Origin of the sequence: Culturomica sp. (assembly GCF_003524185.1) — a bacterium.
In the GTDB taxonomy this organism is placed as follows: domain Bacteria; phylum Bacteroidota; class Bacteroidia; order Bacteroidales; family Marinifilaceae; genus Culturomica; species Culturomica massiliensis.
Genome location: NZ_DOED01000008.1, coordinates 119,322 through 132,020 on the forward strand (window position 1 = coordinate 119,322; position 12,699 = coordinate 132,020).

Below are 12,699 nucleotides of genomic sequence, written 5' to 3' on the forward strand. Positions count from 1 at the left end.
GATGTTAATAATTGATTTGTTTGCTTGCGAAGATATAAAAAATAATGTAGTGGAATAAATGAATGCCCCCTGAAAGTTTGTGTCTGACTTTCAGGGGGCAGTACATAGCTGACTTCAGGGGGCACTTTTTATCGCTCTCCTTTGCGATGTGAAAGTGCGGTTATCAAAGTTTTATTCTTTTAACCACTTATCGAGCCAGGCTTTGAATGTCCGTTGCCAAAGGATGCCGTCCTGACAGCCGGTTACCCAGTGGCATTCTTCCGGGAAATATAGGAATTGTGCCGGAATACCACGCATCCGGGCCGCATTGAAGGCCGACATACCCTGTGAGACATCGATGCGGTAATCTTTTTGTCCGTGAATCACAAGTATAGGGGTATCCCAGTTGCCGACAAATTTGTGCGGAGAGTTGGCATAAGTACGTTGGGCGATTTTATTGTTTTTATCCCAGGGGGCACCGCCCATGTCCCAATTGGCAAACCACATTTCTTCTGTTTCACAGTATTGGCTTTCGAGATCGAAGATACCACAGTGTGCGATGAAGGCTTTAAAGCGTTTATTGTGATGTCCGGCCAGATAATATACGGAATATCCGCCGTAAGAAGCCCCGACACACCCCAACCGGTTTTCATCAATATACGGTTCTTTTTTGGCATCGTCTATGGCCGACAGGTAATCCCGGATGTTTTGTCCGGAGTAATCTCCGCTGATTTGTTCCAGCCATTCCTGACCGAAACCGGGAAGCCCCCGGCGGTTGGGAGCTACAATGATGTAACCGTTAGCTGCCATTTGCTGGAAATTCCAGCGATAACTCCAGAACTGGCTGACTGTGCTTTGCGGACCTCCTTCACAATACAGGATTGCCGGATATTTCTTATTGGCATCGAAATGAGGAGGATAGATCATCCATACCAGCATGTCTTTGTTGTCGGTTGTTTTCACCCAACGTTTTTCCACTTTACCCATTTCGAGTTGATCAAGTATGGATTTGTTAATGAAAGACAATTCTTCGTCTTTACCGGTAGCCGGATCGGTCCGGTAAATTTCTGCCGGCTTGCTCATAGATACCTGGGTGGTGATCAAACTACCGCCTACCGGGGCAACAGAGGTATAATTGTGGATGCCGTCCGTATGCTTTTTGATTTCTCCTGTAGCGGTATTTAATGAGTAGATTTCATCTGTGGCGTGGTGATCGGAAATAAACCAGATGGTGTTGTTGTCATTATCCCAGGCCAGATGCTCTGCATTTTGGTCGAAGTCTTTGGTATATTCTTTCTTTTCTCCTGTCGTCAGGTCCATGACAAAGAGGCGTATTTTGTCGGCTTCGTAACCGTCCCGCTCCATACTTTCCCAGGCCATGTACCGGCCGTCGGGAGAAATAACCGGATTTTTATCGTATCCCATCATACCTTCCGTCAGGTTGGTTGTTGTTCCGTCTTCCGTATTGTATGCGTAAAGATCGGTATTGGTAGAGAAAGCATAGTCAAGTCCGTATTTTTTCCGGGAAGTGTAAATCATTTTTTTCCCGTCTTTCGTCCATGCCAGTTGCTCGACGCCTCCCCAGGGACGTACCGGGGATTCCCATTTTTCACCTTCCATAATGTCTTTACCGTCGGTGATGATTCGGGCCGGTGTGTAATCTGCGATAAAGATATGGGAATAGCCTTCCACCCAATCGTTCCAATGACGATAGAACTGATCGTTGATGATCCGGGCTTTGGCTTTCGGCAGGTCCGGATATATATCTTCTACCGCAGGCTCCAGTTTGACATCCCGGAAATAGGCGATTTTACTCATATCCGGCGCGTACAGATAACCGTTGATACCTCCTTTGATATCTGTAATCTGCCGGTTATCGCTTCCGTCGGGATTGATTTCCCAAACTTGTCCTTTGGCCAGGTAAGCGATTTTCTGACCGTCCGGTCTCCAGGTCGGATCGGATTCGTTGTAATCTGTATCGGTAATCTGAACGGCACTACCGTCGGACAGATTCATAATGTATAAATCGGTATAGGACCGGTCTTCTTCCTTATTGAAGTATGTGATACTGTATACGGCTTTTGTTCCGTCGGGAGAGATTGCCGGGGTACTGACACGACCGAAAGACCAGAGTACATCCGGAGTCATGACGTCTGACGTAAGCTTGATTTCCGGTGTCTTGTAGCTTTTGGAAGCTGGCGTTTCGTTTTTATTATCACAAGCCATGAGGGATAATAAGATTAAAGTAGGATAAATTATTTTTTGCATAGCACACTTATGTGAATTTTAAATTTTAAATTTAAAAAATAACAGAGTCATGAAGCTATAGGGAATATTTTTGATTTACGATTTCAGATGAAATGAATCTGACACAGAATCGGATTGTCAGACAATTTACAATCTGATATCTGCAAGTTTTATTCGGCTTTTGCAGCAGACTCGGTTTCGTTGGTTTCATGTTGCTCCGTACCGTTCATGGCTGCCACGATTTTAGCACGCAATTCTTCTGCCAGTTCCGGATTGTCCATGACCAGTTGTTTGACGGTTTCCCGGCCTTGTCCCAGTTTGCTGTCTCCGTACGAGAACCAGCTTCCGCTTTTCTTGATCACATTATATTCTACACCGAGGTCTACGATCTCACCGGAAAGCGAAATACCTTCCCCGTACATGATGTCGAATTCTGCTTTGCGGAAAGGAGGGGCTACTTTGTTTTTCACCACTTTAACACGGGTATGGTTACCCAGGATTTCTTCGCCGTCTTTAATCGGACCGATTTTCCGGATGTCCAGACGTACGGAGGAATAGAATTTCAGAGCGTTACCTCCGGTTGTCGTTTCCGGGTTTCCGAACATTACGCCGATTTTTTCCCGCAATTGGTTGATAAAAATACAGCAAGTATTGGTTTTACTGATTGTTCCGGTTAATTTACGCAATGCCTGTGACATCAAACGCGCTTGCAGGCCCATAACACTGTCTCCCATTTCCCCTTCGATTTCTGCTTTTGGAGTCAATGCGGCAACCGAGTCGATGACAATGATGTCGATAGCTGCGGAGCGAATTAGCTGGTCTGCAATCTCCAACGCCTGTTCTCCGTTATCCGGTTGTGAGATAAATAAGTTTTCCGTGTCTACGCCCAGTTTTTCTGCATATGAACGGTCGAAGGCGTGTTCCGCGTCGATGATTGCAGCAATACCTCCTTGTTTCTGGGCTTCGGCGATAGCGTGAATAGCGATGGTCGTTTTACCCGAAGATTCCGGACCGTAGATTTCAATTACACGTCCTTTCGGGTAACCGCCGACCCCCAGTGCTTTGTCCAGGGCAATCGAACCGGAAGGTATGACCGGGATGTCTTCCACTTCGTTATCTCCCAATTTCATGATGCTTCCTTTACCGAAGTTTTTTTCAATTTTATCGAGTGTAAGTTGAAGTGCTTTTAATTTGTCTTTGTTGATTTCTTTAGCTGCCATATATTAATTTTGAAAAATTTGTAGATTTTAAAGTTTACTGATAAATTGCGGATGTATTATTCCAGAATTTGTGCCGCATGGTTTTTCGTGTCCACTTTCGTGATCACTTTTTCAATAATGCCGTTTGCATCGATAATGAAAGTCGTACGGAGTACGCCCATATATTTTCTGCCGTACATCGATTTTTCCGCCCATACGCCATAATCTTCCACTATTTTTTTGTCTGTGTCGGCGATTAGATTGAATGACAGATTATTTTTGGCAATGAATTTCAAATGAGAAGCGATACTGTCGGGACTGACACCGACTACTTCGTAGCCTTTGGCTGTCAAATCCGCGTAATTATCATTTAAATTGCAAGCTTCTGCCGTACATCCGGAAGTGTTGTCTTTCGGATAGAAATATAAAATCAGTTTTTTGCCTTTGTAATCATTTAAAGATATGTGCTGCCCGTCTTGATTTGTTCCTTCAAAATAAGGAGCTTTGTCACCTGCTTTTAATTGTATCATCGTCTATTATTTATAAGGTTACTGAATCATGCAGCCATAAAATCTCAGTGTTTTCCCGACATTTTGTGCCCCGGAGACTGTATGACATGCTATACAAAAGTAAGGATATTTTGCCGAATTGCGATGGTTTTAACCGGCTTTATTTGACGTAGAAACTGTAAAAAGATTACCTTTGTACATAAAGAATTAGGGTAGAGAGGTTAGGATTTTAAAATATAAAACGTTTGGAAAGACAGCATGAAGGGGGAAAAGCAAAACTTTGAAAAATAACAATGATATGGAATTTATAGAAAATTATAATTTAACGGGTTTATTGATAGGGATATGTACATTTTTAATTATCGGGTTATTCCATCCGGTTGTTATTAAATGTGAGTATTATTTCGGAACCCGTTGCTGGTGGGTGTTTTTGATATTGGGTGTTATCGGTGTCGGGGGTGCCCTGTGGGTTTCACAGATATTTTGGTCTTCATTGCTCGGTGTTTTTGCATTCTCTTCTTTTTGGACCATACTGGAGATTTTCGAACAACGTGACCGGGTAAAAAAAGGGTGGTTTCCGATGAATCCGAAACGAAAGGGAGAATACAATACAAAAGAGTAAAGATTAGGATGGATTATGGAAGAGGTAATCGAAAAATTGAATGAGATTTGCAGGGGTACATTAGTGGAGTGGCTGGGAATGGAATTTATAGGGGCGGGAGAGGATTGGCTGGAAGTAAAGATGCCTTTGGATCATCGTACATGCCGTCCTGACGGTGCCATGCATGGCGGAGCCAATATGGCTTTGGCAGAAACTGTAAGCGGAGCGCTCAGTTCGGTTTCCGTCTCTCCGGAACAGCAATTTAAAGTGTATGGGATTGAGATTAACGGAAATCATATAAAGCGGGCCACGGGAGGCTATGTCATCGGACGTGCCGTTTTTATCCATAAAGGAAAACGTACCCATATCGTACAGGTTGAAATCCGGGATGAAGCAGGAATTCCGGTGACGGTCAGCCGGGTAACGAATATCATCGTAAATGATTAGGGATTAGAGAGAAATTCTCTCTAATCCCAATTCATGCATTAAGATCCGAACCTTCTTTCCAGAAGCGGTTCGATTGACGGTTCCTGGCCACGGAAAGCGAGGTAAAGTTTCATCGCGTCGTCGCTGCTGCCTTTTGAAAGGATATATTCTCGGAAAGCCTTTGCTTTTTCCGGGTTAAAAATATCTCCGGTTTCTTTAAATGCTGCAAAAGCATCGGCATCCAATACTTCCGCCCAGGTGTATGCATAATATCCGGAGGCATAGGAATCGGTGCCTTCGAATATGTGGGCGAAGTAGGTGCTCCGGTAGCGCACAGTGATGGAAGGCAGGAGTCCGAGTTTTTCCAATGTTTCTTTCTCAAATTTTTCCACATCGATGGGATCGGTTGTTTTTCGGGTATGGTAAGCCATGTCCAGTAAGGCAGCCGCCATAAATTCCGTTGTAGCGAATCCCTGGTTGAAATGACTGCTTTTTTGCAATTTGTCGATCAATGCCTGCGGTATATTTGCTCCGGTTTTATAATGGCGGGCATACACTTTTAATACTTCCGGGTCTGCCGCCCAGTTTTCCATGATTTGAGAAGGGAGCTCGACAAAATCACGATATACGTTGGTGCCTGCTACACTGGGGTAAGTGCATTGGGATAATAACCCGTGAAGAGCATGTCCGAATTCATGAAACAAGGTCTGTACTTCGTCAAAAGTCAACAGGGCCGGCGTTTCTCCGGTCGGTTTGGTAAAGTTGCACACATTGGTAATGACCGGAGTAGAATTGAGTAAACCGGATTGAGGCCGGAAGGCTTCCATCCAGGCTCCCTGACTTTTACCCGGACGAGGGAAGTAATCGACATAATATATTCCGATAGGACTGCCGTCGGCATCCTTTACTTCGAATGCCAGGGCTTCGGGATGGGGAAGGGGTAAATCGTTCCGTTGCTCGAAAGTAATTCCGTATAATTTGTTGGCAGTATAGAAGGCGCCTTCTCTGACTTTATCCAGAGGAAAATATTGCCGGAGCTCGTTTTCATCCAATCCGTATTGGGCTTGTCTGACTTTTTCTGCATAATACCGCCAGTCCCAAGGGGCCAGTTTGAAATTTCCTCCTGTTTGAGTAATCATTTTTTGTAACTCTCCGGCTTCTTTTTGGGCGACGGGCAGAGCTGCCTCCCAGATTTGGTGGCATAGTTTATAAACATTTTCCGGATTTTTGGCCATATTTTCATCCAGAACATAACTGGCATAATCCGGAAAGCCTAACAGGTTGGCTTTCTGTAAACGCAAAGCAACGATTTTGGATATGATTTCCTTGTTATCGTATTCGTTGTCGTTATTGCCTCTTTGTGTATAGGCCCGGTAGATTTGTTCACGTAGATCCCGGTTATCGGCATATTGCAGGAAAGGCATGATACTTGGATTGTGCAATGTAAACATCCATTTTCCCGCTTGTCCGTTGGCTTTAGCTGTTTCGGCCGCGGCTGCAATTACTCCTTCGGGAAGTCCTGCCAGATCCTTTTCATTTTCGATCAGTAAGTGGTAGTTGTTGGTTTCCTTCAATAGATTGCTTCCGAATTTGAGGGTCAGAACCGAGAGTTCATTATTTATTTTTTTGAATTTTTCTTTGTCTTCCGGTGATAGATTGGCTCCTCCCCGTATAAATCCCTGATAGTATTTATCCAATACCTGCTTTTGTTCTGTTGTCAGATTTTCGTTTTCTTTATTATTATATATGGCTTTCACCCGTTCGAATAATTTTTCGTTCAGATTGATCGCATCTTTGTGAGATGTAAGCAGGGGCGTGACCGTTTCAGCTACTATCTGCAAAGAGTCGCTGGTATTTGCGGCTTGCAGGTTGATGAAAACCCCGGAAACTTTGTTGAGTAGTTGTCCTGATTTTTCCAATGCTTCTATTGTGTTTGCGAAGGTCGGAACTTCCGGATTATTGAGTATTGCTTCGATCTCCGCATTTTGTTGCCGCATTCCCTCGTCAAAAGCCGGTAAGTAATGTTTGTTCTGAATCAAATGAAAAGGAGGTACTCCGAAAGGAGTATCGAAATCTTTAAGAAAAGGGTTGTCTTGTTTCACCTCACTGTTACAGGCCTGCATGACAATACCTGCAAAACAGATCAGATAAGTTATTTTTTTCATAAGTATTAAGATTAAGACAGTTGTAGGCTTGCAGACTTTTTCTGTATGAGCTTTGACCGTCGTGTTAAACTGTGTTGTTGCTGTTGCAAAAATAAAATAAAAAGTGAGATGGAATGACATTCGGGAGAGGAAAGATAAAGATGTTGTGCGGGCTGTTGCCGCTAATGATTCACATTGTCGGTTCCGCTAAGGTAGTGCTGGGTAAAGTATGAAAAGGGAGGATGTTTAATGATTTTGGGAGTTGTCATAAAAAAATGTGATTTTTTTTTCGGTATATTTGATTATGTGAATAAAAAGTACTTAATTTGCAACCTGTTTGGAAAGCGTTTAAAAAAATTACTGAGAGATGTCAAGAGTTTGTCAAATAACCGGAAAGAAAGCAATGGGTGGTAATAATGTATCTCACTCAAAAAGAAGAGTGAAGAGAACATTTTCTATCAACCTGTTCAAGAGAAATTTTTATTGGCCGGAAGAAGACAGATGGATTCGTTTGAACGTATCTGCTGCTGGTCTTCGTTTGATCAATAAGAAAGGTATCAGTGCTTGTTTGAAACAAGCTGCGGCTGATGGATTAATTAAGAATGTTTAAAATCACTGAAGATGGCAAAGAAAGCTAAAGGAAATAGAGTACAGGTGATTCTTGAGTGTACAGAACATAAAGAATCCGGTATGCCGGGAACTTCACGGTATATTACCACGAAGAACAGAAAGAATACTCCGGAGAGATTGGAACTGAAAAAGTACAATCCGATATTGAAGAAAGTAACTTTACACAGAGAAATTAAATAATTTGAACTATGGCAAAGAAGGTTGTTGCAACATTGAAGACCGGAGACGGCCGGGGATACGCTAAAGTAATCAAAATGGTGAAATCTCCGAAAACAGGTGCCTATACGTTCAGAGAACAAATGGTCACCACTGATGAGGTAAAGGCTTATTTGAAAAAATAATTCTCTTTGATCTTATAAAAATCCCCTTCTCACGAAGGGGATTTTTTTATGCTTATCGGTAATGGCTATCCTTTCCGGAGGCAAAGACCGCACAAGGGACAGCCTTGGCAGAAGGAATAAGGGGGATTGTTCCGCTGCCGTGATGTTTGTATTTTTTCATTTTCTATCTTGATTTCTTTTATTTTGTCAGCCACAAGAACAATCACAGAAACGTAATCCCTGCCCTGAGTTGTCATGATCTGTCGTAGATTGGTAACAGTCCGTTGCAGGTTTTGCTCCGCTTTTCCCTGCTTGTGCATATTGGCGATCCATACGGAATCGTTGCAGGGGTTATGATCTATGTGACAAAGCAGAAGACCTGCGGCTTCGATAGAGTCGATGTAAGCACGGGAAATCCGGGTTTCACTGACGGTACCTGAAATTTGTAATGTTTTCCCTGTCAGAGAATGCTCGAAACGAGCCGACGAATCGGATAAAATGATTTTGACAATTTGGCGGTTGCGGCCTGATAATTTCATTTTTTTACCGTCTACAGGGCATACGTGGATGATTTTGCCCTCAACCGTTACTTTTTTGCCTGAAAATTGAGTAATGTGTGTTGCCAGACTGTCGGCTGTTATCAATGGCGGCATATCAGTATTTGATTGAGAACGGCAGGATAGAAATAAAATCCCGCAAAGGATAAAAACAATATTTTTCATAGCTGTTATATGATTTAAATGTAAATATAGGATTGATGAGGGGAAGGTATAATTTATTACGATATAAATGAATAAAATACTTTTTAAAGTTTAGACGGTAAGCAAAAATATCAATAAATCGAATTTTAAATTTTGAATAAATGGATTTTTCGACTGATGATTCTAAGATTTAGCTGAGAAGTGTTTCTTTTTTGAATGCTGTACCTCAGAAATTTTTCAGTTTTTTCCTTATTGACAGGTCTGAATTTGGGTGGTGGTGGCCTTTTTTATAAAAAAATGAAATTTTATTGTATTGATTATCAATAGCATAAAATAAAAATGAAAGATTTTTGAAAAAAATAATCGGATATTGTAACCCTCCTATTCGTTTTCCCGTTAAATCAGGTGTAAATGATGATTGAAATTTATGATTTTATTTAGCTGTTATTTAGATTAAATTATTTAGCACACACCACGGGGGAGGGGATAGCTTATAAACAAGCTGGTTTTCAAAGTAGTTCTTTAAATGTTTGAAGTATAATCTACGGGGCAAATTACACCACGCACATACACACACCACACACACAGACGCACGCACACACATACAACATCTTTTCATAGCCCCATATGCTTAAACTTTAAAGAACCTTAGGGATGCCTCCCTTTTATTTTAGAAACACAATGATTTTTTTCATACATCTCCCGGGAAACCGGGAGATTTTTTATATCCGGGCTTCAATCGTTAATTCAATCTAAAAATTACAATTTAAAATCTATGATTGTCTTTGATCTCTCCGATTTGTTGTAAATTTGCAGGTTAATTGATTTTTGGTTATGGAAGAGGATGAAGTTATTAAGATATACGGTGCCCGTGAACACAATCTGAAAAACGTGGATTTGACGATTCCGCGGAATCGTCTGACGGTGATTACCGGTTTGAGCGGAAGCGGAAAATCTTCGTTGGCATTCGATACGATTTATGCCGAAGGGCAACGCCGTTATATGGAAACTTTTTCGGCATATGCCCGTCAGTTTTTGGGAGGTATGGAACGTCCGGATGTGGATAAGATTACCGGTTTGAGTCCTGTCATTTCGATCGAGCAAAAAACGACGAATAAAAATCCGCGTTCGACAGTGGGGACGACGACGGAGGTGTATGATTTCCTGCGTTTGCTTTTTGCCCGGGCGGGTGAAGCTTATTCGTATGTGACGGGGAAACGGATGGTGAAATATACGGATGAGCAAATCATCGACCTGATTCAAAAGGATTTTGCCGGTAAGAAAATAATGTTGTTAGCGCCGGTGGTAAAGGGAAGAAAAGGGCATTATAAGGATTTGTTTGAAAGTCTGCAGAAAAAAGGATTTCTGTCGGCACGTATCGACGGTGAGATCCGGGAGATTGTGCCGGGAATGGCAGTAGACCGTTATAAGATACATGATATCGAGATTGTTGTCGATAAGCTGGTGGTGGATGATGTGGACGAGAAACGCCTGAAAGGATCGGTAGCTACCGCTATGAAGCACGGTGACGGGGTGATGATGGTGCAGGAGTACGGCGGGAACGAATTGAAATATTACAGTCGTCACCTGATGTGTCCCGATACCGGTATTTCTTATAAGGAACCCGCTCCGCATTCATTTTCTTTTAATTCGCCTCACGGGGCTTGTCCGAAGTGTAAAGGCTTGGGGTATGTGACGGCGGTAGATATGAATAAAATCGTGCCGGATGATTCGCTTTCGATTTACGACGGCGGAATTTTGCCTTTGGGAAAGTATAAAAACGGTATACTTTTCTGGCAGATTGATACCGTATTGAAAAAACACGGTACGACTTTACATACGGCGATCCGGGATTTACCGGAGGAGGCTTTAACGGACGTACTTTACGGTTATCCGGGGCAGCTCCGGCTGGAAAATAAAGAGTTGGGGGTGTCTTCCAATTCTCTTTATACTTTCGAAGGGATTATCAAATACATTACCATGCAGGAGGAGAATGCAACCTCCAAGAAAGCCAATAAATGGGCGGAACAGTTTGTTTCTGTCGTTAAATGTGATGTTTGCGACGGACAACGGCTGAACCGGGAATCGCTGCATTTCCGGATTGCGGGAAAAAATATTTCCGAGTTGGCTCAAATGGAGCTGACGGATCTTTACGAGTGGGTGTGCCGGACGGAACAGGAGCTTGGAGAAAAACAGAAACAGATTGCCGGAGAAATATTCAAAGAAATCCGTACCCGTCTGAAGTTTTTATTGGACGTTGGTTTGGAATACCTTTCCCTCGACCGTCAGTCGATGACGCTGAGCGGTGGTGAATCGCAGCGTATCCGGTTGGCAACTCAGATCGGTTCCCAATTGGTGAATGTGTTGTATATATTGGACGAGCCCAGTATCGGTTTGCATCAGAAGGATAACCGCAAGCTGATTCATTCTTTGCAGCAGTTGAGAGATGCCGGTAACTCGGTAATCGTCGTGGAGCACGATAAGGAAATGATGGAAAAAGCGGATTATATTGTGGATATGGGACCGAAGGCAGGACGGAAAGGCGGAGAAGTGATGGCTGTCGGAACAATAGACGATATTCGCAGGAGTGACAGCCTGACGGCACAATATCTGAATGGGGTTAAAGCCATCCGGGTTCCGGAAGAAAGACGGAAAGGAAACGGAAAATATTTAAAGTTGTCCGGATGTACCGGAAATAATCTGAAAAATGTGGATGTTGAGATTCCGCTCGGGATGCTGGTAGGTGTTACCGGTGTGAGCGGAAGCGGTAAATCTTCATTGATTAACGGAACTTTACGTCCGATATTGAGTGAGAAATTCTACCGGGCGATAGAAACTCCTTTGCCTTACCGTTCAATTGAAGGTATAGAGCACGTCGATAAAGTTGTCGTGGTAGATCAGAGCCCGCTGGGACGTACTCCCCGTTCGAATCCGGCTACCTATACCGGAATCTTTGCGGATATACGGAAGATTTTCGAGAAGTTGCCGGAGTCGCAGATACGGGGATATGCTGCCGGACGTTTTTCTTTCAATATGGCCGGGGGCCGGTGTGAGGAATGTAAGGGGGCCGGTGTAAAGACGATCGAGATGAATTTCCTGCCGGATGTCTACGTACATTGTGAATCCTGCGACGGTAAACGATACAACAAAGAAACGCTGGAGATACGTTATAAGGGAAAATCAATCGGAGATGTGTTGAATATGACCATTAATCAGGCCGTAGAGTTTTTCGAAAATGTCTCTTATCTACAGCAGAAATTGAAGGTGTTGCAGGAGGTCGGGTTGGGATATATCAAATTGGGACAGCAATGTACTACGCTTAGCGGCGGTGAGTCACAACGGATCAAGCTTGCCACGGAACTTTCGAAAAAAGATACCGGAAAAACCCTCTATATCCTTGATGAACCTACTACCGGACTGCATTTCGAAGATATCAATATTCTGTTGGAAGTGATCCAGCGTTTAGTGAATAAAGGCAATAGTGTCATTGTGATCGAGCATAATCTGGATGTAATCAAAGTGGCCGATTACCTGATCGATATGGGCCCCGGAGGTGGTAAGGACGGCGGAAAGATCATAGCTACGGGTACCCCGGAAGACGTTGCCCGGGTAAAGATTTCGGAAACCGGAAAGTTTTTGAAAGAAGAATTGGGGGAGTGCCTTTGATTTATGATTTACGATTTACGATTTATGATTTACGATTTACGATTTTGGATGGAACCTGCAGATTTCAAATTACACACTGGGACGGACTCATTTGTGTAATTTCTGATGCTGATCCGGTTCATTGTCAGTCATTTCGGTTTTTTATGTTTCAGAGTGAAGAGGTATTGATGGGAAACTAAAGGTTGCAGGTTATAATTTGATATATCTTGGGGAGAAATAGAAGAATCATTTCAGATTAGTCCGATCAATCTGAAATGGTTCATATGGATTGTAAATT

The 12,699-nt window shown here is 42.9% G+C and carries 11 protein-coding genes; 6 read left to right on the forward strand and 5 right to left on the reverse strand.

Annotated features, from left to right (window positions below; genetic code table 11):
* Positions 1-171 precede the first annotated feature (171 nt).
* From dpp5 to bcp, 3 genes are all read right to left on the reverse strand, one after another.
* On the reverse strand, positions 172-2,247 hold the full coding sequence (gene dpp5, locus DD657_RS03415; protein ID WP_287048491.1) for a dipeptidyl-peptidase Dpp5: 2,076 nt from the start codon (positions 2,245-2,247) through the stop codon (positions 172-174).
* A 149-nt stretch (positions 2,248-2,396) separates the two neighbouring features.
* A complete protein-coding gene (gene recA, locus DD657_RS03420; protein ID WP_021988903.1) occupies positions 2,397-3,446 on the reverse strand; it encodes a recombinase RecA in 1,050 nt (349 codons plus the stop codon).
* A gap of 56 nt (positions 3,447-3,502) precedes the next feature.
* Entirely contained in the window at positions 3,503-3,955 is a 453-nt protein-coding gene (gene bcp / locus DD657_RS03425) for a thioredoxin-dependent thiol peroxidase (protein ID WP_021988902.1), read from the reverse strand.
* A 277-nt stretch (positions 3,956-4,232) separates the two neighbouring features.
* Between bcp and DD657_RS03430 the strand changes: the two genes are divergently transcribed.
* Together DD657_RS03430 and DD657_RS03435 are read left to right on the forward strand one after the other, a co-directional pair.
* The gene (locus DD657_RS03430) at positions 4,233-4,556 is read left to right on the forward strand and encodes a DUF4491 family protein (RefSeq protein WP_068689623.1); all 324 of its coding nucleotides are present in this window, start codon (positions 4,233-4,235) and stop codon (positions 4,554-4,556) included.
* A 15-nt stretch (positions 4,557-4,571) separates the two neighbouring features.
* Positions 4,572-4,982 carry a PaaI family thioesterase gene (locus DD657_RS03435; protein ID WP_021988900.1) on the forward strand — a complete coding sequence of 137 codons (411 nt, stop codon included), beginning with the start codon at positions 4,572-4,574 and terminating at the stop codon, positions 4,980-4,982.
* Positions 4,983-5,020: 38 nt separating this feature from the next.
* Here the strand turns inward: DD657_RS03435 and DD657_RS03440 are convergent, their stop codons facing one another.
* Positions 5,021-7,126, reverse strand: coding sequence for a M3 family metallopeptidase (locus DD657_RS03440; protein WP_287048492.1), 2,106 nt, complete (start codon positions 7,124-7,126; stop codon positions 5,021-5,023).
* A 346-nt stretch (positions 7,127-7,472) separates the two neighbouring features.
* On the opposite strand from DD657_RS03440, the gene rpmB reads away from it, so the two are divergent.
* Genes rpmB through DD657_RS03455 form a run of 3 tightly spaced genes read left to right on the forward strand, consistent with a single transcriptional unit; the run spans position 7,473 to position 8,076 of the window.
* Positions 7,473-7,715, forward strand: a complete 243-nt coding sequence (gene rpmB, locus DD657_RS03445) for a 50S ribosomal protein L28 (protein WP_021988897.1) — start codon at positions 7,473-7,475, stop codon at positions 7,713-7,715.
* A gap of 11 nt (positions 7,716-7,726) precedes the next feature.
* Positions 7,727-7,915, forward strand: coding sequence for a 50S ribosomal protein L33 (gene rpmG / locus DD657_RS03450; RefSeq protein ID WP_021988896.1), 189 nt, complete (start codon positions 7,727-7,729; stop codon positions 7,913-7,915).
* Between the two features lie 8 nt (positions 7,916-7,923).
* Positions 7,924-8,076, forward strand: a complete 153-nt coding sequence (locus tag DD657_RS03455; RefSeq protein WP_021988895.1) for a DUF4295 domain-containing protein — start codon at positions 7,924-7,926, stop codon at positions 8,074-8,076.
* Positions 8,077-8,141: 65 nt separating this feature from the next.
* Here the strand turns inward: DD657_RS03455 and DD657_RS03460 are convergent, their stop codons facing one another.
* Complete coding sequence (locus DD657_RS03460) at positions 8,142-8,777, reverse strand: hypothetical protein (protein WP_287048495.1); 636 nt, start codon at positions 8,775-8,777, stop codon at positions 8,142-8,144.
* An 813-nt stretch (positions 8,778-9,590) separates the two neighbouring features.
* On the opposite strand from DD657_RS03460, the gene uvrA reads away from it, so the two are divergent.
* Positions 9,591-12,422, forward strand: a complete 2,832-nt coding sequence (gene uvrA, locus DD657_RS03465) for an excinuclease ABC subunit UvrA (protein WP_021988893.1) — start codon at positions 9,591-9,593, stop codon at positions 12,420-12,422.
* Positions 12,423-12,699 lie beyond the last annotated feature (277 nt).

Coding starts and splice junctions, on each gene's coding strand:
- rpmB (WP_021988897.1), top strand. CDS start 7,473: ATGTCAAGAGTTTGTCAAATAACCGGAAAGAAAGCAATGGGTGGTAAT.
- DD657_RS03460 (WP_287048495.1), bottom strand. CDS start 8,777: ATGAAAAATATTGTTTTTATCCTTTGCGGGATTTTATTTCTATCCTGC.
- DD657_RS03440 (WP_287048492.1), bottom strand. CDS start 7,126: ATGAAAAAAATAACTTATCTGATCTGTTTTGCAGGTATTGTCATGCAG.
- rpmG (WP_021988896.1), top strand. CDS start 7,727: ATGGCAAAGAAAGCTAAAGGAAATAGAGTACAGGTGATTCTTGAGTGT.
- recA (WP_021988903.1), bottom strand. CDS start 3,446: ATGGCAGCTAAAGAAATCAACAAAGACAAATTAAAAGCACTTCAACTT.
- uvrA (WP_021988893.1), top strand. CDS start 9,591: ATGGAAGAGGATGAAGTTATTAAGATATACGGTGCCCGTGAACACAAT.
- dpp5 (WP_287048491.1), bottom strand. CDS start 2,247: ATGCAAAAAATAATTTATCCTACTTTAATCTTATTATCCCTCATGGCT.
- bcp (WP_021988902.1), bottom strand. CDS start 3,955: ATGATACAATTAAAAGCAGGTGACAAAGCTCCTTATTTTGAAGGAACA.
- DD657_RS03430 (WP_068689623.1), top strand. CDS start 4,233: ATGGAATTTATAGAAAATTATAATTTAACGGGTTTATTGATAGGGATA.
- DD657_RS03435 (WP_021988900.1), top strand. CDS start 4,572: ATGGAAGAGGTAATCGAAAAATTGAATGAGATTTGCAGGGGTACATTA.
- DD657_RS03455 (WP_021988895.1), top strand. CDS start 7,924: ATGGCAAAGAAGGTTGTTGCAACATTGAAGACCGGAGACGGCCGGGGA.